The following is a 23,493-nucleotide window of genomic DNA, read 5'->3' on the forward strand; positions in this document are numbered from 1 at the left end:
CCTGTTGGAGCAGAGGTTTAGACCTTTTCCGCAAGGCTTTCCGGAATACGGTCCTCCACCGCCGCGAATCCCGCTTCCGTCAGCAGAAATGCCTGCGTACGGGCCAGGTCGAGGTACATTCCTGCGACCTTGATCCGGCCTTCTCCGAGGCCGTCGCGGACGGCCGGATGCGCGCGCAGATTCTCCACCTGCTGTTCGATGTTGGTGAGGCAGAGCCGCTCCAGCGGGTCGTCCGCCGCACCGTGGGCGAACCGGGCCGGCGCGGTACGGGAGCGCTGCAGCGAGTCCTGGCCGTGCCGCAGCCACCGGGTCAGCGGCGTCCCGGCGGCGCCCTGCCTGCGGTGGGCCCCGTGCAGGAGGGAGCGCATGGCCCCGCAGCCGGAGTGGCCGCAGACGGTGAGGGCGCGGACGCCGAGCACGGCCACCGCGTACTCGACGGCGGCACCGACCGGGTCGTCCGGGGCGACGGTGTCCGCGGAGTGCGCGGCGACCGGCACCAGGTTGCCGAGGGTGCGGACGGTGAAGAGGTCGCCGGGACCGCCGCCGGTGGCCGGCCCACCGGTGGCCGGTGGCGGCGGCATCCGGGAGTCCGCGCAGGTGAGGAGGAGCCGCGCCATGGTGACACCAACTTCCGGTAAAGAGCGGGTCATGTTCTCTTTACCGTCGGCGGGGGATGAAGATCCGCTCCCGCGGGCCGAATTCGCCCGCAGGAGTGAGGGGGTGACGGCGGATCAGTTGACCCCGGCTGACGCCATGGCGTGCTCGCCGTCCACGGGGGCCGCCTCGGCCCGGGCCGCGCCCGTCGCGTCGGCGGGGTTCCCGGCCGACGTCCCGGCGGGGCTCTCCGCCGGGGTCTCGCCGAGCACGAACTCCGGGTCGATCTGCGCCGAGAGGTCGTCCCCGGCCCGGTCGTTGCCCCAGGCCGCGGCGTTCCGCAGGTGGATGCGGACCATCTGCTCGGTGTACCGCCGCCAGTCCCGCCGCCCGTACGCCGCGTCCGCGGCGGTCAGCAGCGCGTCCAGCGCCCGGGCGTTCTCCGGCTCCCGTTCCGCGAGCTCGGCGAAGGCCGGCTCCCGCCCCTGCTCCAGGCGGCGCACCCATTCGGACAGCCCGAAGCCGGTGAGGAGGCTGGAGCCGACCTGCTCGCGCAGGAAGGCCATGTCCTCGGAGTCCGCGTCGGTGGGCGCCCCGCCGCCCTCGGAGCCCTGCAGCTTGTTGCCGACCACCGCGAGCGCCACCTCGAAGTCCGCCGCGTACTCCCGGTACTGGCGGTAGACCGAGACGCCCTTCCGGGTCGGCTCGGAGACCAGGAAGGTGAGGTCGAATCGGGTGAAGAGGCCGGACGCGAAGGCGTCCGCGCCGGCCGTCATGTCGACCACCACGTATTCCTCCGGGCCGTCCACGAGGTGGTTGAGGAACAGCTCCACCGCGCCGACCTTGGAGTGGTAGCAGGCGACGCCCAGGTCCTCCTCGGTGAACGCGCCGGTGACCATGATCCGCGGCTCCACCGCGCCCACCGGGTGCTCGATCGGCAGCGGGCGGGCGCACAGCTCGTAGATCGGGTTGTCCTCCACCACCCGCAGCAGACGGGAGCCCCGGCCGGGCGGGGTGGTCTTGATCATCGAGGCCGCGTCCGGGATCCGCGGGTTGTCCCCGCGCAGGTACTCCTTGAGCTGCGGCAGATGGGCGCCCATCGAGGGCAGCGCCTCGGCCTGCGCCTCGGCCAGGCCCAGCGCGGTGCCCAGATGCTGGTTGATGTCCGCGTCCACGGCCAGCACCGGGCGACCGGCGGCGGCCAGCCGGCGGACGAAGAGAGAGGAGAGGGTGGTCTTGCCGCTGCCGCCCTTGCCGACGAACGCGATCTTCATGGTGCGGGTCTCCGTTATTACTCATCGGGCGTGACGGTCAGTCAGCCGTTGGCAGTCGCAAGGTGGTTGGCAATCGTTATCAGCGCCGGTAGTCGCATCGTAGCCAGTCCGGGACGGCGGACAGGCCCCGTCGGCCGGCTCGTGGCTCGTACGGGTGATTCATCCCCCGGTGTCCCCATGAGTCCCCTCCGGCCCGCTCGGACCCGGATGTGCCCGACCCCACAGGGCGCCGACGAGCACCGATACGTACGCTCGGGGGCGTGAGTACTGCCGCCGCTGATGCCCTCGCCCCCCTCGCCGAACTCCCGGGGGTGGCCGAAGCCGTCTCCGATGCCCGCCGCGCCGTGGACCGGCTGTACGGGCACCGGGTGATGCGCCGCCGCGCCGACGAGGTCACCGCCGAGTCCGTGCTGCGCGGCGCCCGCGCCTCGGCCGCGCTGGACGGGGCCGACTGGCCGCTGGAGGAGGTTCGCCGGCGCACCGACTACGGCGCCGACGCGGAGGCCCGCCGGGTCGGCGGGGCGCTGCGCGTCACCGCCGAGTCCGGGCAGCTGCTCTCCGCCTGGCGACACTCCCCGCTGCAGGTGCTGGCCCGGCTCCATCTGCTGGCCACCGGCGACGCCGAGGCCGAGGCCGGCGCGGGCGCGGGCGCAGGCTTCCGCTCCGGCTCGGGCGCCGGCTCGGCGGTGGGCCGGCCCCGGCTGGCCGGGGAGGCGATCGAGGAGCTTCTGCCGCTGGACCTCCCGGCCGCCGACTCGCTCGGCCCGGACGGGCTGCCGGAGGTACCGGACTTCCCCCTCCCGGCGGCCCCTTCGGCGGACGAGGCCGCGGCCCGGCTGGACGCGCTGGCGCGGCTGCTGGTCGACCGGGTCGACCGGAAGGCGCCGGCCACCGCGGCGCCCGCGCTGGTGGTCGCCGCCGTGGTGCACGGCGAGCTGCTGACGCTGCGTCCCTTCGCCTCGCACAACGGCCTGGTCGCCCGGGCGGCCCAGCGGATCGTGCTGATCAGCGAGGGGCTGGACCCCAAGGGGATCTGCCCGGCCGAGGTCGGCCTGGTCGAGCTCGGCACCGATGCCTACCGCGGCGCCCTCGGCGGCTACGCCTCCGGCACCCAGGAGGGGATGGCGGCCTGGATCGCCCACTGCGCGCGGGCGCTGCGGCTGGGGATGCGGGAGAGCACGGCGGTCTGCGAGGCGATGCAGCGCGGGATGGCCTGAGTCCCGGCAGCGGGCGCGGCGCCTCGAACTCGGCGCCTCAACTGCCCTGGCGTAGCGAGAGATTGAGGTGACCGGGGGATTCGGCCGGCTTCGGACGGATTTGGGTCCCGAGGTTTCACGTGAAACCTCGGGAACTCTCCGATCGGGTGCAACCTTTTCCCGGCGAGCCGCGTCTTGTGGGGTGCGTACGATCCGTGGAGGCGCTGGGGAGGGGCCTCGGGGGAGAGTGAGTCACCACGGGGGAGGACGCGCCCGGGGCCGGGGGGAGCCCGGGCGCATACGCGACAAGGCGGCGGCACCGGATGGGGGTGCCGCCGCCGGCACGTCTCCCGGGTGACCATGCGTGCACCTTTTCTGTGCCCATCCGGCGGGGATCTCGCCGCTCGCCGGGTGTAGGCGGCCCGATCGCGGGTCGGCTGCACGTGGGTGCCCGGTTGTCGTGCTCGGTCCGTGGGGCCTGCTCACTCACTACCTGGTCTCGCGGGCCGTAGCTCCTTTGTAGCGCCGATCCGCCAAGAGCGGAACCCCAACGTCGATTTCTTTACCTTTCATACGAAAAGCAGCAAAGTGGACACCGGGGCCGGGCCGAAGGGCTGCCCGGCGGACGAGCCGCCGCGCCGCGCGGGCGCGCCCACGTCCGTCAGGCCGCGCTCGGCGCCCGCCGGCGGGACAGCGCCGACCAGACCGAGTAGCCGGCGTACCCGGCGAGCCCCGCCGTGGCCGCGGCCACCCCGAACACCACCGCCGCCAGCACCGGCCGCTCCCGCACCGAGAGCGAGCCGAGCGCCGCCATCCGCTGCCGCAGCCGCACCGGCTTCTCGAAGGAGAGCACCGGCCACTCCCGGGCCAGCGCCTCCCGGCGCAGCGCCCGGTCCGGGTTGACCGCGGCCGGGTGGCCGACCGCCTCCAGCATCGGCAGGTCGGTCGCGGAGTCGCTGTACGCGTAGCAGCGCTCCAGGTCGTAGCCCTCCTCCTCGGCCAGCTCGCGGATGGCCGAGGCCTTGTTCTGGGCGTAGGCGTAGAAGTCGATGTCGCCGGTGTAGAGGCCGTCCTCCTCGCGCATCCTGGTGGCGATCACCCGGTCGGCGCCGAGGAGTTCGCCGATCGGTTCGACCACCTCGGAGCCGGAGCTGGAGACGATCACCACGTCCCGGCCGGCCGCGTGGTGGCGCTCGATCAGCGAGGCGGCCTCCTCGTAGATGATCGGGTCGATCAGCTCGTGGAGGGTCTCCGCGACGATCTCCCGCACCTGCTGGACGTTCCACCCGCGGCAGAGCTGGGAGAGGTACTCCCGCATCCGCTCCATCTGGTCGTGGTCGGCGCCGCCGGCGAGGAAGACGAACTGGGCGTAGGCGCTCTTCAGCACGGCCCGCCGGGTGATCAGGCCACCGTGGTAGAAGGGCCGGCTGAATGCGAGCACGCTGGACTTGGCGATGACCGTCTTGTCGAGGTCGAAGAACGCGGCCGTGCGAGCCGGGACGGGGAACCGGGTCGGTGCCGGGGCGGGATGCTGGAGGTGGTTTTCCACGACGACGATGGTACGGCGGATAACCGCCCACCATTCGGCGTAAGGCCCGGCGAGCTGGTTTGCCTGAGAAGGCCCTCGGGTACACCATGGAGGTCACGGATCGTTCGCGACCGTGCTAACCCGGCCCGACTCCTCCCCCCCCCGAGTCGTGCCGTGGAAGACGACCCCCGCTCTCCCCCCCGGCGGGGGTCGTCGCATGTCCGGAGCCGGTTCGGTGCGAGGGACCGTGGTGCCGGGGGTCCTGGAACTCCGGGGACCGGTGGGGCCGGGGCCGGCCTGGGCGGGCGCGGCCCGCGGCGCGGAAGCGGGGCGCCAGGGGTGCGCGACCGGCGCCTTGAGGCCGATCTCCGGGGGCCTCTGCGGCGGTTGCGCCGGCTTGTGCGTTAACCCGGGACTCGGTTGTGGTGTTGCAGTTCTCGAGTGCCCCGTCAACGAGTTGGCGGTTTTGCCCACTATCGGGTGCGCGGGATTTTCACAACAGGCGAGTCGTCCACAGACTGCGATCTCTCTTCCCCCCATGGCCCGGAATAGCGGCACCGTGGATCCGGTAATTCACCGGCCCGCAAGGGAGTTGGGGAGGCGGTCATGGGAGGGACGAGGTCCGGCCGGACCGCGGACGGCATCGGCAGCGCCGGGCCGCTCGTGGTGAGCGAGGACGAGCGGCTGCTCGAATCGGTGCTCCGGCTGTGCGCGGCGGCCGGGGCCGAGCCCCGGGTGGTCCGCGGGGCGCCACCGCCCCGGCAGGAGTGGTCGGCCGCGGGACTGGTCCTGGTGGGTGACGATGTGGCGGGCCGGCTTTCCGGGATCGCCCGCCGCCCGGGCGTGTTGCTCGTCGGCCGGGACCTGGACGACCAGGAGGTCTGGCGGCGCGGTGTCGGGATCGGCGCCGACCATGTGGTCTTCCTGCCGGACGGCGAGGCCTGGCTGCTGGACCGGATCGCGGACGCCGCCGAGGGAGTGGGACCGCAGGCGCTCACCGTGGCCGTCCTCGGCGGCCGGGGCGGGGCCGGCGCCTCCACGCTGGCCTGCGGGCTCGCCGTGACCGCGGCCCGGGAGGGCCACCGCGCGGTGCTGGTGGACGGCGACCCGCTGGGCGGCGGGGCCGACGTCCTCCTCGGCGCGGAGGCCGAGGAGGGGCTCCGCTGGCCCGACCTCGCGGGCTCCCGGGGGCGGGTGAACGCGGTGGAGCTGGAGCGGGCGCTGCCCTGCGGCCGGGGCCTGCCGGACCTGCGGGTGCTGAGCTGGGACCGCGGCGATGTGCTGGGCGTCCCGGCGGAGGCGGTGCGGACGGTGCTCGGGGCGGCCCGGCGCCGGGGCGGGGTGGTGGTGCTCGACCTCCCGCGGCGGCTGGACGAGGCCGTGGGCGAGGCGCTGGAGCAGGCCGATCTGGCGCTGCTGGTGGTGCCGGCCGAGCTGCGGGCGATGGCCGCGGCCGGGCGGGTGGCGGCCGCGGTGCGGATGCGGCTGCGCGACCTGCGGGCGGTGGTCCGCTGCCCGCCCGGTTGCGGGATGGACGGCGACGAGGTGGCGCGCGGCCTGCGGCTGCCACTGGCCGGGGAACTGGCGGCCGAGCCCGGGATCGAGGCCGACCTGGAACGCGGCCGCCCTCCGGGGATGCGGGCCCGCGGGCCGCTGGCCAGATTCTGCTCGGCCTTCCTGGTCGAGGTGGGTTCGCGGCTCGGGGAGGCGGCGGCGTGAACGGGCCGTCGAGGCGTCAGCCCCCGTTTTGGGGCCGCCGGTCGGCGCGGCCGGCCCGGCCGGCGATCCGTCCGCCCGCGATCCCGCGGCCCGCGATCCCGCCGCCCTCGGCCCCGCAGCCCGCGGCCCGGCCGCCGGTCACGGCGGGGATCGCGGAGTCCGTGGTGGAGTCGGTGCGGCTGCGGCTGGCCGAGTCCGGGGCGGCGCCCACGCCCACCGGGGTGGCCTCCGCGCTGCGGGCCCAGGGGCGTCCGCTGGGGGACGCGCAGATGCTCGAGACGGCCCGGGTGGTCCGCTCCGAACTGGTCGGAGCGGGGCCGCTGGACCGGCTGCTGGCCGATCCGCGGGTCACCGACATCCTGGTGAACGGCCCGGACGAGGTCTGGGTGGACCGGGGCGAGGGGCTGGAGCGGGCGCCCGGCGTGCGGTTCCCGGACGCGGTCGCGGTACGGCGGCTGGCGCAGCGGCTCGCGGTCGCCGCCGGGCGGCGGCTGGACGACGCCCGGCCGTGGACCGACGCCCGGCTGCCGGACGGCACCCGCCTGCACGCCGTACTGCCGCCGATCGCCGCCGGGTGCACCCATCTGTCGCTGCGGACCTGCCGGGCGCGGGCGTTCACGCTGGACGAGCTGGTGGCGGTGCGCGCGGTGCCGCCGCAGGGGGCCCGGCTGATGCGGGAGTTGATGCGGCGCCGGCTCTCCTTCCTGGTCTCCGGGGGCACCGGCACGGGGAAGACCACCCTGCTGGCCTCGCTGCTGGGACTGGCCGGGCCCGGCGAGCGGATCGTGCTGGTCGAGGACTCGGCGGAGCTGCGGCCCGAGCATCCGCACGTGGTCCACCTGGAGGCGCGGCCGCCCAACCAGGAGGGCGCGGGCCGGATCACCCTGCGGGACCTGGTCCGCCAGGCGCTCCGAATGCGCCCGGACCGGCTGGTGGTGGGCGAGGTGCGCGGCCCCGAGGTGCTGGATCTGCTGGCCGCGCTGAACACCGGCCACGAAGGGGGCTGCGGCACCGTCCATGCCAACACGGCGGCGGACGTGCCGGCCCGGCTGGAGGCCCTCGGCTGCACCACGGGGCTCGACCGCCCCGCCCTCCACAGTCAGCTGGGGGCCGGGCTGGACGCGGTGCTGCACCTGGTCCGGGAGCCCGGGACGGGGCGGCGGCGGGTGGCCGAGGTGCATGTGCTGGAGCGCGGGGCGGGCGGTCTGGTGCGGACGGTGCCGGCGGTGGTCTTCGCGGCGGACGGGCGGGTCCGGCAGGGGCCCGGCTGGGAGCGGCTGGCCCGGCGGTGCGGGGGCCGGCGGTGACCGGCGGCGGCCCGGGGGCGGCGATGGTCGGGGTGGCGCTGTCCGTCGGGCTGGGGACCGGGTGCCGGCTGCTGGTCCGGGGGGAGGAGCGGCGCCGCCGGCGGTGGCGGGTGCTGGGGGAGGACGGCGGGGCCGGGCGGGCGTCCCCCTGGTGGTGCTCGCTCGGAGGGCGCCGGCTCGGGTGGTTCTCGCCGGGCGGGTGGCCGGCGTCCGTGCGGCGGTTCGCGGCCCAGGCGGGCGGAGCCGGACTGCTGGTGCTGCCGCTGGGGCTGGCCGCCGGTGGGGTGTGGGCCTCGCCGGTGCCGGTGCTGGGGGCGCTGGCCGGGGTCGTACCGCTGGTGCGGGCGCTGCGGCGGAGGCGGGCCGGGCGGGAGCGGGAGCGGCGGCGGGCGGCCGTCGCCGAGCTGGCGGGCGGGCTGGCGGCGGAGCTGCGGGCCGGGGCCACGCCGGAGCAGGCGCTGCGGACGGTCCTCCTGGAGACCCTTGCCGAGGGGTCGCCGGGGCCGCCGGATCCGCCGGGGCCGTCGTGGCCCGCGCTGCCGGGCGGGGTCCGCGGGGAGCTGGTCGCCGCCTGCGGGCTCGGTGGGGATGTGCCCGCCGCGCTGCGCCGGCTGGCCCGGGTCCCCGGCGCGGAGGGGGCGGCGGGGATCGCGGCCTGCTGGCAGCTGTCCGCCGAGCGCGGGGCCGGGCTGGCCGCCGGGCTGGACCGGGTGGCCGAGGGGCTGCGGGCCGAGCGGGCCGGGCGGGAGGCGATGCGCGCCGAACTGGCCGGACCGCGCTCCACCGCGGCACTCCTCGCGGGGCTGCCGGTCTTCGGGCTGGCACTCGGCACCGCGCTCGGCGCGGACCCCCTGCGGGTGCTGCTGCACACCCCCGCCGGGCTGCTCTGCCTGGCCCTCGGGGCGGCCCTCGAGTGGGCCGGGCTGGCCTGGACCGGCCGGCTGGTCCGCGCGGCCGAGTCCGGCGGCTGAGCAGCCGGGTCCGGCGGCTGACCGGACGGCGGAGGAAGGAGCGGTGACGACCTTGGAAGGCGACGATGCGTCAAGAAGTGCTGCTGGTACGGGCGGCCGTGGTGTACGCGGCGGTGCTGCCCGCCACGGTGTGGCTGCTCGGGCGGTGGGAGCGGGTGCGGCGGAGGGCGGAGGGCCTCGGGCTGCTGCCGGCCGCCCGGGCGGGGGCGGGGGCCCTGCGGAACCGTCTGGAGGGGTCGGCGCTCGCCGCCTGGGTGCCGGCGGTGCTGAGCCCGCCGGTGCTGCGCACGGCGGCCGGGTTGGCCGCCGGGGCGGCGGCGGGGTTGCTGCTCGGTGGCACGGCGGGGGTGGTCGGTGGCGGGGTGGTGGCCGCACTGGCGGTGTGGCTGCTGCCCGAACCACCCGGCCCCGAGCAGCGGTCACGGCGCCGTACCGAGGTCGCGCTGGCCGGGCAACTGCCGCTCACCGCCGACCTGCTGGCGGCCTGCCTGGCGGCCGGCGGCGGGGCCGAGTCGGCCGCGGCGGCGGTCTCCGCCGCGGTCGGGCCGCCGATGGCCGGCCGGCTCTCGGCCGTGGCGGCGGAGCTGAGGCTGGGCGGGGAACCGGCCGAGAGCTGGGCGAGGTTCGCCGAAGGGGCCCCGGCGCTGGGCCCGTTGGGCCGCTGCCTGGAGCGCGCCACCCTCAGCGGCGCGCCACCGGCGGCGGCGCTGGCCCGGCTGGCGGACGCCCGGCGGACGGCCGCGGCGGCCGCCGCGCAGGCCCGGGTGCGGCGGGCCGGGGTGCTCGCGACCCTGCCGCTCGGGCTGTGCTTCCTGCCGGCCTTCGTACTGACCGGAGTGGTCCCCACGGTGGCCGGGCTGGCCGCCGGCCGCTTCGGCCGGCTGTGAGATGCGGTGCTGATCGAGGAGGGGTGTTGTGTCGACTGCCCAGGTGATTCCGATGCCGCGGGGTGCGGTGCGGTTGCTGGTGCGCTGGAGGGCCCGGCTGAAGCGGCTCCCGGCCGCGCTACGGCGGTGCGGCGGGGCGGCCGAGGCGGGGATGACCACCGCCGAGTACGCGGTCGGTACCGTGGCCGCCTGCGCCTTCGCGGCGCTCCTGTACAAGGTCCTGACCAGCGGCTGGGTGAGCGCCGCCCTGGCGGCGGTGGTGCGGCGTGCGCTGCAGGCGCGCTAGCGGGGGCGTCCACGACGCCCGAGGTGCCCGCGATGCGCCTGGGGACCGCGGCGGCTGCGGCGACCGCGAACGCGGTTATGTGACAGCGGAGTTGGCGGTCGCGCTGCCGGCCCTGCTGGTGCTGGCGGGCGCCCTCCTCTACGGGGTGCTGGCGGCCTCGGCGCAGCTCCGCTGCGTGGACGCGGCCCGCGAGGGGGCGCGGGCGATGGCCCGCGGCGACACCCGGGAGGCCGCGCTTGCGGTGGCCCGGGCGGCGGCGCCGGCCGGCGCGGAGGTGGCCGTCTCGCGGTCCGGGACGCTGGTCCGGGTCGCGGTCTCGGCCCGCCCGGCGGGCGGCTTCCTGGTCTCCGCCGCGGCGGAGACCACGGCCGAGGACGCGGGTCCGTGAGCGGGAGGCGGCGGCCGCAGCCGGAAGCGGGATCGGCGACGATCTGGGTGCTGGCGGTCGCGGCGCTGCTGGCGCTGGCCGGGCTGGCGGCGCTCGGACTGGGGGCCGCGGTCCTCGCCAGGCACCGCGCCGAGTCCGCCGCGGATCTGGCGGCCCTGGCCGCGGCCGAGCGGGTCGATGCGGGCGCAGGGGAGTCGCCCTGCGCCCGGGCCGAGGAGCTGGTACGGGCCCAGGGCGGCCACGCCCGGCTGGTCGCCTGCGCGGTCGCCCGGGACCGGTCGGTGACGGTGGCGGTCGTGGTCCCCTCCCCGGTCGGCAGCGCCACCGCCCGGGCACGCGCGGCAATACCCGAGCCGGTTGAGCCGTCCGGGCCGCCCGAGCCGGCCGGGCCGCCTGGGCCAGGGGCCGCCTGAGCCGTCCGGGCCGCCAGAACCGGCCGGGGCCGCCCAGGCCGCCCGCCGAGGGCTGACGCCGCCCCCGCGCCCCCGTCCCCCGCGCCCCCCGATCCCGCCGCCCCCCACCCGCCGAACTCCCTACGGTGCCGACTTCGGCGCCCCGCCCGGTGCTCCCGCCAGGAGGATGTCCAGGAGGCGGACGGCTGCCGCCTTGTCCAGCGGGTCGTTGGCGTTTCCGCACTTGGGGGACTGGACGCAGGAGGGGCAGCCCTTGTCGCACTCGCAGGCGTCGATCGCCGCCCTGGTCGCGGAGAGCCACTCCGCCGCCCGGTCGAACGCCCGCTCGGCGAAGCCGGCGCCGCCCGACTGCCCGTCGTAGACGAACACCGTCGGCAGACCGGTGTCCGGGTGGAGCGGCACGGACACCCCGCCGATGTCCCAGCGGTCGCAGGTGGCGAAGAGCGGCAGCAGGCCGATCGAGGCGTGTTCGGCGGCGTGCGCCGCCCCCGGCAGGTCCGCCGGCTCGACGCCGCCCTCGGCCAGTTGATCGTCCGTCACGGTCCACCACACCGCCCGGGTGCGGAGGGTCCGGGGCGGCAGGTCGAGCTTGCTCTCGCCGAGGATCTCCCCGGTGATCAGCCGCCGCCGGAGGTACGAGACCACCTGGTTGGTGACCTCGACCGAGCCGAAGCAGAGCCGGGCGTCGCCCCAGGCGACCTCCCGGTCGGTGGAGAGCACGGCGATCGCGGTGGTGTCCCGGGCGTTGGTGGAGTACGGCGGGTCGGCCTCCTCGACCAGCGCCACCGCCTCGTCCAGGTCCAGTTCCCGGACCAGGAAGGTGCGGCCCTGGTGGAGGTGGACGGCGCCCTGGTGGACGGCGGTGTGCGCGGCCTCCGCGTCCACCGTGCCGAGCAGCCGCCCGGTGTCCGCCTCGACGATCTTGACGGGGGCGCCGCCGGAGCCGCGGATGTCGATCGCGTCGGCCGGCCGCTCCCGCCTGGTCCAGAACCAGCCGCTCGGCCGCCGCCGGAGCATCCCGCGCCGCTCCAGCTGCGCCACCGCCGGCTCGGCGGAGGGCCCGAACAGCTCGAAGTCGCTCTCGCCGAGCGGCAGTTCCGCCGCTGCCGCACACAGATGCGGGGCCAGTACGTGGGGGTTGTCCGGGTCCAGCACGGTGGACTCGACGGGGCGGCGGAAGAGCGCGTCCGGGTGGTGGACCAGGTAGGTGTCCAGCGGGTCGTCCCGGGCGACCAGCACCGCCAGCGCGCCCTGCCCGGCCCGGCCGGCCCGCCCGGCCTGCTGCCACAGCGACGCCCTGGTCCCCGGGTAGCCGGCGAGCAGCACGGCGTCCAGGCCGGAGACGTCGATGCCCAGCTCCAGCGCGCTGGTGGAGGCCAGGCCGAGCAGCCGGCCGGACTGCAGGGCGCGCTCCAGGGCGCGCCGCTCGTCGGCGAGGTAGCCGCCCCTGTAGGCGGCGATCCGGCCGGCCGGCCCGCCCCGGTCGCTCAGCCGGTCCTGGGCGAGGATGGACACCAGTTCGGCGCCGCGCCGGGAGCGGACGAAGGCGACCGTCCGGGTGCCGCCGCCGGCCAGCTCGCCGAGCAGCTCCGCGGTCTCGGCCACCGCCGAGCGGCGCACCGGGGCGCCCTGCTCGCCGACCATCTCGGTGAGCGGCGGCTCCCACAGGGCGAAGACCATCTCCCCGTGCGGGGAGTGATCCTCCGTCACCTCGGCGACCGGGAGCCCGGTGAGCCGGCCGGCGGAGGCGGCGGGCTCCGCCACGGTCGCGGAGGCCAGCAGGAAGACCGGATCCGCCCCGTACCGGGCGCAGAGCCGGCGGAGCCGTCTCAGCACCTGGGCGACGTGCGAGCCGAAGACCCCGCGATAGGTGTGGCACTCGTCGACGACGACGTAGCGGAGGGTGCGCAGCAGGGTGGCCCAGCGCGGGTGGGCCGGGAGTATCCCCCGGTGCAGCATGTCCGGGTTGGTCAGCACATACGCCGCGTACTGCCGCACCCATTCGCGTTCCTCGAACGGGGTGTCGCCGTCGTAGACCGCCGCCCGGACGCCGGTGTCCAGTTCCTTCACCCGGCGGAGCTGGTCGGCCGCCAGGGCCTTGGTCGGGGCGAGGTAGAGGGCGGTGGCGCCCCGCCCGTTCGGCGCCTCCATGCCGTCCAGCAGGGCGCTGAGGACGGGGGCCAGATAGGCGAGCGACTTGCCCGAGGCGGTACCGGTCGCGATCACGGCGTTTTTTTCGCTGAGAGCGAGATCCATCGCCTCGGCCTGGTGCGCCCAGAGTTGCCGGACTCCGTTGGAGAATGCTCCTGCGACCACCTCCTCCCGGATGGCCGCAGGCCAGGGGGCATACCGGCCCGTACGGGCGGGCATGTGCTCCGTATGGGTGAGCCGATCTTGCCGTTCGTCGGCTCCCGCGAGCCTGGCGAGTACGGTCTCGGGGGACTGCGGTCGCGGCGACATCGCGTCCCAGTCTGTCACCGCCCCGGTGGGGATTCGTAGTAAGCCGTCGTGCGGCCCTGGTCATAAGTGGTTGAATGCCATCGCGGCTGCCGAACCATGGGGGGCGACCGCTCAAGCAAGGCAAGGTGCTGGAGGATCCGTGGACCTGTCCCTGTCGACCCGGACTGTCGGCGACCGAACGGTCGTCGAAGTGGGCGGCGAGATCGATGTGTACACCGCCCCCAAGCTGCGGGAGCAGCTCGTGGAACTCGTCAATGAGGGCAAATACCACCTGATCGTCGACATGGAAGGCGTGGACTTCCTGGACTCGACCGGGTTGGGCGTTCTCGTCGGCGGGCTCAAGCGCGTGCGAGCGCACGAGGGTTCGCTTCGCCTCGTGTGCAACCAGGAGCGCATTCTGAAGATTTTCCGGATCACCGGACTGACGAAGGTGTTCCCGATCCACAGCTCGGTGGACGAGGCCGTCTCCGCGACGGACTAGCCGGCTCCGCGGCCCGGGGTTCCGTCCGGCCCCCTGTGGCGCGGTGCGCAGTTCCTGCGTGCCGCGGGTACGGGGACCGGGCAGGTCTCCGGGCTGTGCTGTTGGGGCGGACGCCGTGCTCCCGGTCGATCCGGGGGCCGGCGCCGTCGTGGAGTTACTAGTCCCGAGGGGGAGTCATGGCCACCGTCGAACTCCGGTTCACCGCGCTCGGTGAGCACGTCCGCACCGCCCGGCTGGTAGCCGCGGCGGTGGCCCGGCGTGCGGGTGTGGACGATTCGGTACTCGACGAGGTGAGAGTCGCCGTGGGGGAGGCCTGCGCCCGGGCCGTGCGGCTGCACCAGCGGACGTCGACGGACGCGCCGGTCCAGGTGCGGCTGGAGGAGCAGGAGAAGCGCTTCCTGATCGAGGTCGTGGACGGCGTCCACGGCGACTCGGAGAGCGGCGGGACCGCCGAGCGGTCCGCGGTCGCGGGCGGCGACGATCTCGACGAGGACCCGACCGCGGAGGACACCATGGGCCTCGCGGTGCTCAGCGGACTGGTCGACGACCTGGACGTGAGCAGTGGCGCCGAGGGCGGCGTGATCCGGATGAGCTGGCCGGTGGAGGACGGGCAGGCCTCGGCCTCCGGCTGACCATCGGAAAGCTTTGCCGCCGGCCGGAAAGGCCGCAGGCGAAGAGTTCGCAGCAGGGCGTCCCGCGTGAGCACGCGGGGCGCCCTGCTGTGCGAGCGCGCCCTGAGACTCGGCCGACGCGCCGTCAACAGCGGCCCCTTTAGCGGCATTTGATCACCCTTGCCCATGATCCATACAGGAATGCATGCACATGGTCTGTTTTGATCATGTTGTGATCCATACAATCGCTGACCATCTCGACTCGCTAGAGATGCTCCACGGAACTCATCCGAAGGTCGCGCCAGACGTCAGGGAGGACGCATGGCCGTACTCACAGGAGCGGATCGGACGATCATCGCGGTCGTGGCGGTGATCGCCCTCGCGGCACTGGGCGTGGCCTGGATGCTGATGCGTCAAGTGCTCGCCGCGGGGCAGGGCACCGACAGCATGAAGCGCATCGCCGCTGCCGTGCAGGAGGGCGCGAACGCCTACCTGGCACGGCAGTTGCGCACCCTCGCGATATTCGCGGCGGTGGTCTTCTTCCTGCTGATGGTGCTGCCCGCGGACAACTGGTCGCAGCGTATCGGCCGTTCGGCGTTCTTCCTGGTCGGCGCCGCCTTCTCGGCGACCACCGGTTACATCGGGATGCGCCTCGCGGTGCGCAGCAACGTCCGGGTGGCCGCCGCGGCGCGGGAGGCCACCCCGGAGGGCGGCGGCGACGCCAAGGACCCGGCCGCCGTCCGCACCGTCTCGCACAAGGCGATGCGGATCGCCTTCCGCACCGGTGGTGTGGTCGGCATGTTCACCGTCGGCCTCGGTCTCTTCGGGGCCTCCGTGGTGGTGCTGATCTACCGCGAGAACGCCGCCAAGGTCCTGGAGGGCTTCGGCTTCGGCGCGGCACTGCTGGCGATGTTCATGCGCGTCGGCGGCGGCATCTTCACCAAGGCCGCGGACGTCGGCGCGGACCTGGTCGGCAAGGTGGAGCAGGGCATTCCGGAGGACGACCCCCGCAACGCCGCCACCATCGCCGACAACGTCGGCGACAACGTGGGCGACTGCGCCGGGATGGCCGCCGACCTCTTCGAGTCCTATGCCGTCACCCTGGTCGCCGCACTGATCCTCGGGGTGAGCGCCTTCGGCAACGTCGGCCTGGCCTTCCCGCTGGTGGTGCCCGCGATCGGGGTGATCACCGCGGTTCTGGGGGTGTTCGCGGTCTCCCCCCGGCCCCATGACCGCTCCGGTATGACGGCGATCAACCGGGGCTTCTTCCTTTCCGCGGCCTTCTCACTGGTCCTGGTGGTGGCCGCGGTCTTCGCGTTCCTGCCGGCGCACTTCTCCCAGCTCAAGGGGGTGCCGTCGGCCATCACCCAGCACAGTGGCAGCCCGCGGGTCTTCGCACTGGTCGCGGTCGCCATCGGGATCGTCCTGGCGGCCGCCATCCAGCAGCTGACCGGCTACTTCACCGAGACCAACCGGCGTCCCGTCCGGGACATCGGCAAGTCCTCGCTCACCGGTCCGGCGACCGTCGTCCTCTCCGGGGTCTCGGTGGGCCTGGAGTCCGCGGTGTACTCCGCGGTGCTGATCGGGGCAGCGGTGTACGGGGTGTTCCTGCTCGGCGGGGGCTCGCTGACACTGGCGCTGTTCGCGGTGGCACTGGCCGGCACCGGGCTGCTCACCACCGTCGGTGTGATCGTGGCGATGGACACCTTCGGGCCGGTCTCCGACAACGCCCAGGGCATCGCCGAGATGTCCGGCGACGTCCAGGGCGCCGGAGCGCAGGTGCTCACCGAGCTGGACGCGGTGGGCAACACCACCAAGGCCATCACCAAGGGCATCGCCATCGCCACCGCGGTGCTCGCCGCCACGGCGCTCTTCGGCTCCTTCACCGACGCCATCGGCACCGCGGAGCGCGATGTCGGCTCTGCGGCGCACGGGTTGAGCCTCAACCTGAACATCTCCCAGCCGAACAACCTGGTCGGCCTGGTGGTCGGGGCGGCGGTGGTCTTCCTCTTCTCCGGGCTCGCCATCAACGCCGTCTCGCGGTCCGCCGGTTCGGTGGTCTTCGAGGTGCGCGAGCAGTTCCGCACCCGGCCGGGGATCATGGACGGCAGCGAGAAGCCCGAGTACGGGCGGGTGGTGGACATCTGCACCCGGGACGCCCTGCGCGAACTCGCCACCCCCGGGCTGCTCGCGGTGCTCGCCCCGATGGTGGTCGGCTTCCTCCTCGGCGTCGGCTCGCTCGGCTCGTACCTCGCCGGGGCGATCGGGGCCGGCACCCTGATGGCGGTCTTCCTGGCCAACTCCGGCGGCGCCTGGGACAACGCCAAGAAGCTGGTCGAGGACGGCCACCACGGCGGCAAGGGCTCCGACGCCCATGAGGCGACGATCATCGGGGACACCGTCGGCGACCCGTTCAAGGACACCGCGGGTCCGGCGATCAACCCGCTGCTCAAGGTGATGAACCTGGTGTCGCTGCTGATCGCGCCGGCGATCGTGAAGCTCGGCTTCGGCGCTCACGCCAACGTCGGGCTGCGGGTCGGTATCGCGGTGGTCGCGCTGCTGATCATCATCGGCGCGGTGTGGATGTCCAAGCGCCGGGTGGTCTCCACCGGATCGGACGGTCCGCGCCGGTCAGGGGACGGCGCACCGGCCGTGCTCAGCGTCAAGTGACGGGCTGACGCCGGCCCCGGGCCGGCGGAGTCCGGTGCCCCGCGTCCGGAGACGGGCGCGGGGCACCGTGCTGGGCGCCCCGTGCCGTGCGCCCCGTGGCGCGCGCCCCGTGCTGTGCGCACCGCACCGTGCAGTGCCGCACCTGCCGCCACCGTGCCGCATCATGCCGTGCACAGCGCGGCCGTAGCGGCGCCGCTCAGAGCGAGGCGAGCGCCTCGACGAAGGCCGGCCAGAGCGGGCGGGGGAAGTCGTGGCCCATCCCGGGGAAGGTGCGGAGCTCCGCTCCCGGGACGGCGGCCGCCGTCGCCTCCCCGCCCGAGACGTTGATCAGCGGGTCCGCCTCGCCGTGGATCACCAGCGTCGGCACCCGGACCTCGCGCAGCCCCGGCGTCCGGTCCGGCGAGGCCTGGATCGCGGCGAACTGCCGGGCGAAGCCGTCCCGACGCGGGGAGCGGGCGAAGCCGGCCTCGATCCGGGCCCGCAGGTCCTCCTCCGGCGGCGGGAAGTCGGGCGAGCCGATCGTCCGCCAGGTCCCGATCTGCTGGGCCACCGCCGCCTCCCGGTCCTCCGGGATCGGAGCGAGCAGCGCCTCCAGGGCCGGCCGGGTCGGCTTCCCGCTGACCCCGTCCCCCGGCATCGACATGATCGAGGTGAGCGAGCGCACCTTGGCCGGGAAGTCGATCGCCAGCTGCTGGACGATCATGCCGCCCATCGAGAAGCCGGCGATGTGGGCGGAGGGCAGGCCGAGGGCGTCCAGCAGTCCGGCCGCGTCCGCCGCCATGTCCGCGATCAGGTACGGGACGGTGGAGTGGTCGCCCCCCATGACGGCGGCCATGTCCGGCTCGGGACCCTCGTCCAGGAAGGTGGACAGCCCGACGTCCCGGTTGTCGAACCGGATCACATAGCGGCCGCGCTCGGCCAGCAGTTCGCAGAACTCCAGCCGCCAGTCCAGGAGTTGGCAGCCGAGCCCGCCGACCAGCAGGGTCGGCTCACCGGCCGGGTCGCCGATGGTCTCGTACTCGATCTCGATCCCGTTCGTCTTCGCACGTGGCATGGAACCGGACGGTAACCCCTTCGCGCCGGGACGGACAGGGTGCGCGCGTAGCAGGGGCCCGCCGCCGGATGCGGCAATCCTCACAATCGGAGCCCAGCAGCCCCGGAACCGAACACGGCCGCCATCCGGACGTGTAGTTTCCGGTGCCGGACCAGTCGGACGGAAGGACCCGGTGATGAAGGCGATGAGGCCGAGGAGGCCGAAGAAGTGGCTGACGGCCGCGCTGCCCGCGGCAGCCGCCCTGGCCCTGGGCCTCACCGCGTGCAGCAGCACCGACGTCGCCGCCGAGAACGCGGGCTGGGCGAAGAGCCTGTGCGGGGCGGCCAAGAGCCCGATCGAGGCCTCGCAGACCGCGCTGACCGACACCGGGACCGTGAAGGACGGCGAGACCCCGAAGCAGCTCCGCACCCGGATGGCCGGGGACATGGGCGCCCTCGCCGACGCCAACACCAAGCTGGCCGCGGCCGTGCAGAGCGCGGGCGCGCCCAAGGTGGGCGACGGGCAGAAGCTCCAGTCCCAGGCCGTCCAGGAGCTGAAGCAGACCGCCGCCGGCTACACCCAGGTGCAGCAGAAGGTGGAGCAGCTCCCGACGGACGACCAGGCCGAGTTCGCCGCCGCCCTGAAGAGCGTCAGCGACCAGGTGCAGCAGCTCTCCCAGCAGTCCAGCAGCGCGCTGAACAGCCTGCAGACCGGCCCGCTCGGCCAGGCCGTGCAGGCGCAGCAGGGCTGCAAGAACTCGCCGGTGACCGGGGCGACCGAGTCGGCCCCCGCCTCGATGGGGGCCTCGCCCTCGGCCGGCGGGTCGGCCGGCCAGGGCTCCGCGGGATCCTCCGCCTCCTCCTCGGCGTCCTCCTCCTCGGCGTCCGCCTCCGCGAGCCAGTCGGGCTGACCCGGCGGGCTGCGGGGAGAATGGCCGGGTGACGACCAGCAGCAGCACCAGCACCTCCCCCGACGTCGACCCCACCCTCGCCGGACGGCTCCGGGAGGCCTTCAGGACCGCCAGGTTCACCGCCGACGGCTGCCTCGACCTCCTCGGCGGCCCGGCCTACGCCGCCCTCGCCCGGGGCGAGACCGTCCCCGCCCGGCGCGCCGCCCGCGCCGGCGGCCCGCTGGCGGCCCTCGTCCGGCTGTTCCTCCTCCAGGAGCCGGTCGAGCGGGTGGAGGCGGAGGACGCGTTGCCCGGTCTGGTCGACGACTGCCTGGCCGCCGGCTGGCTGACGGCGGACCAGAAGCGGCTCCGGGCCGCCGTCGACGTCCGCCCCTACGCCGAGGGCCCGGAGGACGACGCCTGGATCGTCTCCGACCTGGGCTGCGCGGTCGGCGGCGCCGCCGGGATCGGCGGCGGCGCGCCCTCCGGCGTGCCCCGCTCCGAGCTGGTGCTCGGGGTCGGCGGCGCGTCCAGCACCCTCTCCTCGCTGACCGTCCGGCACCCCGTGCGCAGCGCCCTGGACCTCGGCACCGGCTCCGGGGTGCAGGCGCTGAACGCCTCCCGGCAGGCGGTCGCCGTCACGGCCACCGACGTCAACCCCAGGGCCCTCCACTTCACCCGGCTCACCGCGGCCCTCTCCGGCGCGGGGAACGTCGAGGTGCTGCCGGGAAGCCTCTTCGAGCCGGTCGGCGACCGGCGGTTCGACCTGATCGTGTCCAACCCGCCGTTCGTGATCTCCCCCGGGGGCCGCTTCACCTACCGGGACGGCGGGATGGACGGGGACGCCCTCTGCCGCGGCCTCGTCCAGCAGGCGGGGGAGCACCTCAACGACGGCGGCTACTGCCAGCTGCTGGCCAACTGGCTGCACGTCCGGGGGCAGGACTGGCGGGACCGGGTCCGCGAGTGGATCGCCGGCACCGGCTGCGACGCCTGGGTGGTCCAGCGCGAGGTGCAGGACGTCAACGAGTACGCCGAGCTGTGGCTGCGCGACGGCGGCGACCACCGCGACGACCCGGAGGCGTACGCCCGGCGGTACGAGGAGTGGCTGGACGCCTTCGAGGCGATGGAGGCCGAGGGCGTGGGCTTCGGCTGGATCACCCTGCGCCGGGCTCCGGAGGGTGCCGAACCGGTGCTGCGGATCGAGGACTGGCCGCATGCGGTCGAGCAGCCGCTGGGCCGGGAGATCGAGAAGTGGTTCGCCCGGCAGGACTTCCTGCGGGCCCGGGACGACGCGCAGCTGCTGGAGGCGCGCTACCGGCTGGCCGAGGAGGTCTGGCAGGAGCAGGTGGGGCGGCCGGGCGAGGAGGATCCCGAGCACGTGGTGCTGCGGCAGCAGCGGGGGATGCGGCGGGCGACCAAGGTGGACACGGTGGGCGCCGGGTTCGCCGGGGCCTGCGACGGAGAGCTGACGGCCGGTCAGATCCTGGACGCGATCGCGGCGCTGCTGGGCGAGGACCCGGCGCGGCTGCGGGCGGACACCCCGTCCGCCATCCGCATGCTGGTCGAGCAGGGCTTCCTGGAGCCGCCGGCGCAGCGCGCGCCGCGTGCCGCGAAGCGGCCGTAGCGGCGGGGAAACGCGTTCCGCGCGGCGGAAACGCGGGAAGTCGCGTTACCGTTCGTTGGACGAACGTCACGTACGTCCCGCGTCGCTCCGTTTGACAAAGGGCGCCGGGTTGCGGTCACACTCCGTTGCCTGGGAGCTTCGTGCGGAGAGCGCGGCAACACGGCCCAGACAGTACGACCCCATACCGGTGACCGGGAGAGAAGAGCGAAGGTGTCCCCGACCAGCGAGACCGCACGCGGCGGCAAGCGACTCGTGATCGTCGAGTCGCCGGCCAAGGCGAAGACCATCAAGGGCTATCTCGGCCCGGGGTACGTCGTCGAGGCCAGCGTCGGGCATATTCGGGACCTCCCCCAGCAGGCGGCCGAGGTGCCGGCGAAGTACACCGGCGACGTCCGCCGGCTCGGCGTCGACGTCGACCACGACTTCGAACCGATCTACGTGGTCAACGCGGACAAGAAGAGCCAGGTGGCCAAGCTCAAGAGCCTCCTCGCCGAGTCCGACGAACTCTTCCTCGCCACCGATGAGGACCGCGAGGGCGAGGCCATCGCCTGGCACCTCCAGGAGGTGCTGAAGCCCAAGGTCCCGGTCCGCCGGATGGTCTTCCACGAGATCACCAAGGACGCCATCCAGCGCGCCGTCAACAGCCCGCGGGAGCTCAACCAGCGCCTGGTCGACGCCCAGGAGACCCGCCGCATCCTGGACCGCCTCTACGGCTACGAGGTCTCCCCCGTGCTGTGGAAGAAGGTCATGCCGAAGCTCTCGGCGGGCCGCGTCCAGTCGGTGGCGACCCGCCTGGTGGTCGAGCGGGAGCGGGAGCGGATGGCCTTCCGCTCCGCCTCGTACTGGGACCTGACCGCGGTCTTCGACAGCGGCAAGGGCACCGCCGGGGACCCCGGCACCTTCGGCGCCCGGCTGGCCTCGGTGGACGGCCGCCGCGTCGCCACCGGCCGCGACTTCGGCTCGGACGGCCGGCTCAAGCAGGCCTCCGCGCAGGTACTCCACCTGGACGAGGCGGCCGCCCACACCCTGGCCGAGGCGCTGCGGCAGACCGACTTCGCGGTCCGCAGCGTCGAGTCCAAGCCGTACCGCCGCTCGCCGTACGCGCCGTTCCGGACCACCACCATGCAGCAGGAGGCCAGCCGCAAGCTGGGCTTCGGCGCCAAGCGCACCATGGACGTGGCCCAGCGGCTGTACGAGAACGGCCACATCACCTATATGCGTACCGACTCGACGACGCTGTCGGAGACCGCGATCGCCGCCGCGCGCTCCCAGGTCGAGCAGCTCTACGGGCGCGAGTACCTGCCGGACGCCCCCCGGACGTACACCGGCAAGGTCAAGAACGCCCAGGAGGCGCACGAGGCGATCCGCCCCTCCGGCGAGCGCTTCCGCACCCCCGCCGAGACCGGTCTGACCGGTGACGAGTTCCGGCTCTACGAGCTGATCTGGATGCGGACCGTCGCCTCCCAGATGAAGGACGCGGTCGGCCAGTCGGTCACCGTCCGAGTCGGCGGCGAAGCCGCTGACAAGCGGGACGTCGAGTTCACCGCCTCCGGAAAGATCATCACCTTCCACGGCTTCCTCAAGGCCTACGTCGAGGGCCGGGACGACCCGGAGGCCGAGCTCGACGACCGCGAGCGCCGGCTGCCGCAGGTCGCCGAGGGCGACCCGCTGACCGCGACCCAGATCACCCCCGAGGGCCACGCCACCAAGCCGCCCGCGCGCTACACCGAGGCCTCGCTGGTCAAGGAGCTGGAAGAGCGCGAGATCGGCCGGCCGTCGACCTACGCGACGATCATGGGCACCATTCTGGCCCGCGGCTACGTCTTCAAGAAGGGCACCGCCCTGGTGCCGTCCTTCCTGGCGCTCGCCGTGGTCCGGCTGCTGGAGCAGCACTTCGGCCGGCTGGTCGACTACGACTTCACCGCCAAGATGGAGGACGACCTCGACCGGATCGCCCGGGGCGAGGCCGAGTCGGTGCCGTGGCTGCGCCGGTTCTACTTCGGCGAGGCCGAGGGCGCCGGCGTGAACGGCTCCGCCGCGGACGCGGGCAACGGCGACGGCGACCACCTCGGCGGGCTCAAGGAGCTGGTCACCGACCTGGGCGCGATCGACGCCCGGGAGGTCTCGTCGTTCCCGCTGGCGGACAGCGGGATCGTGCTGCGGGTGGGCCGCTACGGCCCGTACGTCGAGCAGGGCGAGCAGCGCGCGGACGTCCCGGACGACCTGCCGCCGGACGAGCTCACCCCGGAGCTCGCCGAGGAGCTGCTGGCCAAGCCGAGCGGCGACCGCGAGCTGGGCACGGACCCGGAGACCGGGCGGCCGATCGTGGCCAAGTCCGGCCGCTACGGGCCGTACGTCACCGAGGTGCTGCCCGAGGACACCCCGAAGACGGGGAAGAACGCGGTGAAGCCGCGGACCGCCTCGCTCTTCAAGTCGATGGACCTGGACAGCGTCACCCTGGACGACGCGCTGCGGCTGCTCACGCTGCCGCGGGTGGTCGGCGCGGACGCCGAGGGCGTCGAGATCACCGCGCAGAACGGGCGGTACGGGCCGTACCTGAAGAAGGGGACGGACTCCCGCTCGCTGGAGACCGAGGAGCAGCTCTTCACCATCACCCTGGAGCAGGCGCTGGAGATCTACTCCAAGCCGAAGGCCCGGGGCCGGGCGGCGGCCAAGCCGCCGCTGAAGGAGCTGGGCAACGACCCGGTCAGCGGGAGCCCGGTGGTCGTCAAGGACGGCCGCTTCGGCCCGTACGTCACCGACGGCGAGGTCAACGCGACCCTGCGGCGGGACGACTCGGTCGAGGGCATCACCCCGGAGCGCGCGTACGAGCTGCTGGCCGAGAAGCGGGCCAAGGGCCCGGTGAAGAAGAAGGCGGCGGCCAAGAAGTCGTCGACCACGAAGAAGACCGCCGCGAAGAAGACCACCACCAAGAAGGCCGCCGCGAAGAAGACCACGGCGAAGAAGACGGCGACGAAGACGGCGACGAAGAAGTAGGCCGCGGGGGTCGGCGCGCCCGCGCGCCCGGCCCGCGCCCGGCCGCCGTTGCGGGGCCGCCGCCGCACCCCGCCGGAGGCGCTCCTCCGCGCCCGCGGCGCCGCCCCGGCGGCGGCAGGCGTGAAGGCGTGGGGCGGGGCCGTCTCGCCTTCGGCGAAGAAGGAC

The 23,493-nt window shown here is 74.5% G+C and carries 19 protein-coding genes; 14 read left to right on the plus strand and 5 right to left on the minus strand.

Translation table 11 applies throughout. The annotated features are described in order from the left end of the window. Positions 1 to 17: 17 nt before the first annotated feature. Both BS73_RS20695 and BS73_RS20700 read right to left on the minus strand, forming a co-directional pair. On the minus strand, positions 18 to 617 hold the full coding sequence (locus BS73_RS20695; protein WP_037574638.1) for a carbonic anhydrase: 600 nt from the start codon (positions 615 to 617) through the stop codon (positions 18 to 20). A gap of 114 nt (positions 618 to 731) precedes the next feature. Further along, a complete protein-coding gene (locus BS73_RS20700; protein ID WP_063837035.1) occupies positions 732 to 1,868 on the minus strand; it encodes an ATP-binding protein in 1,137 nt (378 codons plus the stop codon). A 260-nt stretch (positions 1,869 to 2,128) separates the two neighbouring features. Here BS73_RS20700 and BS73_RS20705 point away from each other — a divergent pair, with 260 nt between their 5' ends. Further along, complete coding sequence (locus BS73_RS20705; RefSeq protein WP_037574641.1) at positions 2,129 to 3,085, plus strand: Fic family protein; 957 nt, start codon at positions 2,129 to 2,131, stop codon at positions 3,083 to 3,085. Between the two features lie 640 nt (positions 3,086 to 3,725). Here the strand turns inward: BS73_RS20705 and BS73_RS20710 are convergent. Further along, positions 3,726 to 4,613 carry an HAD family hydrolase gene (locus BS73_RS20710; protein WP_051940174.1) on the minus strand — a complete coding sequence of 296 codons (888 nt, stop codon included), beginning with the start codon at positions 4,611 to 4,613 and terminating at the stop codon, positions 3,726 to 3,728. Positions 4,614 to 5,198: 585 nt separating this feature from the next. Between BS73_RS20710 and ssd the strand changes: the two genes are divergently transcribed. The 7 genes from ssd (at position 5,199) to BS73_RS20745 (ending at position 10,563) form a co-directional block, all read left to right on the plus strand. Further along, positions 5,199 to 6,311, plus strand: a complete 1,113-nt coding sequence (ssd, locus tag BS73_RS20715; RefSeq protein ID WP_037574647.1) for a septum site-determining protein Ssd — start codon at positions 5,199 to 5,201, stop codon at positions 6,309 to 6,311. A 161-nt stretch (positions 6,312 to 6,472) separates the two neighbouring features. Then, positions 6,473 to 7,618 (plus strand): TadA family conjugal transfer-associated ATPase, encoded by a 1,146-nt coding sequence (locus tag BS73_RS20720; protein ID WP_407675036.1) that lies wholly within the window; start codon positions 6,473 to 6,475, stop codon positions 7,616 to 7,618. Beyond that, a complete protein-coding gene (locus BS73_RS20725; protein ID WP_235215474.1) occupies positions 7,615 to 8,589 on the plus strand; it encodes a type II secretion system F family protein in 975 nt (324 codons plus the stop codon). The genes BS73_RS20720 and BS73_RS20725 overlap by 4 nt, the downstream gene beginning before the upstream one ends. Positions 8,590 to 8,654: 65 nt before the next feature. After that, positions 8,655 to 9,476, plus strand: a complete 822-nt coding sequence (locus BS73_RS39755; protein WP_037574650.1) for a type II secretion system F family protein — start codon at positions 8,655 to 8,657, stop codon at positions 9,474 to 9,476. A 28-nt stretch (positions 9,477 to 9,504) separates the two neighbouring features. Then, a complete protein-coding gene (locus BS73_RS20735) occupies positions 9,505 to 9,762 on the plus strand; it encodes a DUF4244 domain-containing protein (RefSeq protein WP_235215475.1) in 258 nt (85 codons plus the stop codon). Positions 9,763 to 9,841: 79 nt separating this feature from the next. Then, positions 9,842 to 10,150 (plus strand): TadE family type IV pilus minor pilin, encoded by a 309-nt coding sequence (locus BS73_RS20740; protein WP_037574654.1) that lies wholly within the window; start codon positions 9,842 to 9,844, stop codon positions 10,148 to 10,150. Next, entirely contained in the window at positions 10,147 to 10,563 is a 417-nt protein-coding gene (locus tag BS73_RS20745; protein WP_037574657.1) for an Rv3654c family TadE-like protein, read from the plus strand. Before BS73_RS20740 ends, BS73_RS20745 begins: the two co-directional genes overlap by 4 nt. A gap of 120 nt (positions 10,564 to 10,683) precedes the next feature. On the opposite strand, the gene BS73_RS20750 is transcribed toward BS73_RS20745, so the two are convergent. Then, complete coding sequence (locus BS73_RS20750; protein ID WP_084704235.1) at positions 10,684 to 13,023, minus strand: DEAD/DEAH box helicase; 2,340 nt, start codon at positions 13,021 to 13,023, stop codon at positions 10,684 to 10,686. A 139-nt stretch (positions 13,024 to 13,162) separates the two neighbouring features. Here BS73_RS20750 and BS73_RS20755 point away from each other — a divergent pair, with 139 nt between their 5' ends. From BS73_RS20755 to BS73_RS20765, 3 genes are all read left to right on the plus strand, one after another. Next, a complete protein-coding gene (locus tag BS73_RS20755) occupies positions 13,163 to 13,504 on the plus strand; it encodes an STAS domain-containing protein (RefSeq protein WP_037574660.1) in 342 nt (113 codons plus the stop codon). A gap of 176 nt (positions 13,505 to 13,680) precedes the next feature. Continuing rightward, on the plus strand, positions 13,681 to 14,136 hold the full coding sequence (locus BS73_RS20760) for an ATP-binding protein (protein ID WP_037574662.1): 456 nt from the start codon (positions 13,681 to 13,683) through the stop codon (positions 14,134 to 14,136). Between the two features lie 300 nt (positions 14,137 to 14,436). Beyond that, positions 14,437 to 16,785, plus strand: coding sequence for a sodium-translocating pyrophosphatase (locus tag BS73_RS20765; RefSeq protein WP_051940177.1), 2,349 nt, complete (start codon positions 14,437 to 14,439; stop codon positions 16,783 to 16,785). Between the two features lie 196 nt (positions 16,786 to 16,981). Here BS73_RS20765 and BS73_RS20770 read toward each other — a convergent pair whose 3' ends face one another. Then, positions 16,982 to 17,839, minus strand: a complete 858-nt coding sequence (locus BS73_RS20770; protein WP_037574664.1) for an alpha/beta fold hydrolase — start codon at positions 17,837 to 17,839, stop codon at positions 16,982 to 16,984. 175 nt (positions 17,840 to 18,014) lie between these two features. Between BS73_RS20770 and BS73_RS38300 the strand changes: the two genes are divergently transcribed. The 3 genes from BS73_RS38300 to topA all read left to right on the plus strand — a co-directional run bounded on the left by BS73_RS38300 (position 18,015) and on the right by topA (position 23,328). Next, positions 18,015 to 18,728, plus strand: a complete 714-nt coding sequence (locus BS73_RS38300; RefSeq protein ID WP_037574666.1) for a hypothetical protein — start codon at positions 18,015 to 18,017, stop codon at positions 18,726 to 18,728. Positions 18,729 to 18,756: 28 nt separating this feature from the next. Continuing rightward, on the plus strand, positions 18,757 to 20,331 hold the full coding sequence (locus tag BS73_RS20780) for a DUF7059 domain-containing protein (protein WP_037574668.1): 1,575 nt from the start codon (positions 18,757 to 18,759) through the stop codon (positions 20,329 to 20,331). Between the two features lie 210 nt (positions 20,332 to 20,541). Continuing rightward, positions 20,542 to 23,328, plus strand: a complete 2,787-nt coding sequence (topA, locus tag BS73_RS20785; RefSeq protein WP_037574670.1) for a type I DNA topoisomerase — start codon at positions 20,542 to 20,544, stop codon at positions 23,326 to 23,328. Positions 23,329 to 23,493 lie beyond the last annotated feature (165 nt).

The sequence above is a fragment of the Phaeacidiphilus oryzae TH49 genome, from assembly GCF_000744815.1.
Taxonomy (GTDB): domain Bacteria; phylum Actinomycetota; class Actinomycetes; order Streptomycetales; family Streptomycetaceae; genus Phaeacidiphilus; species Phaeacidiphilus oryzae.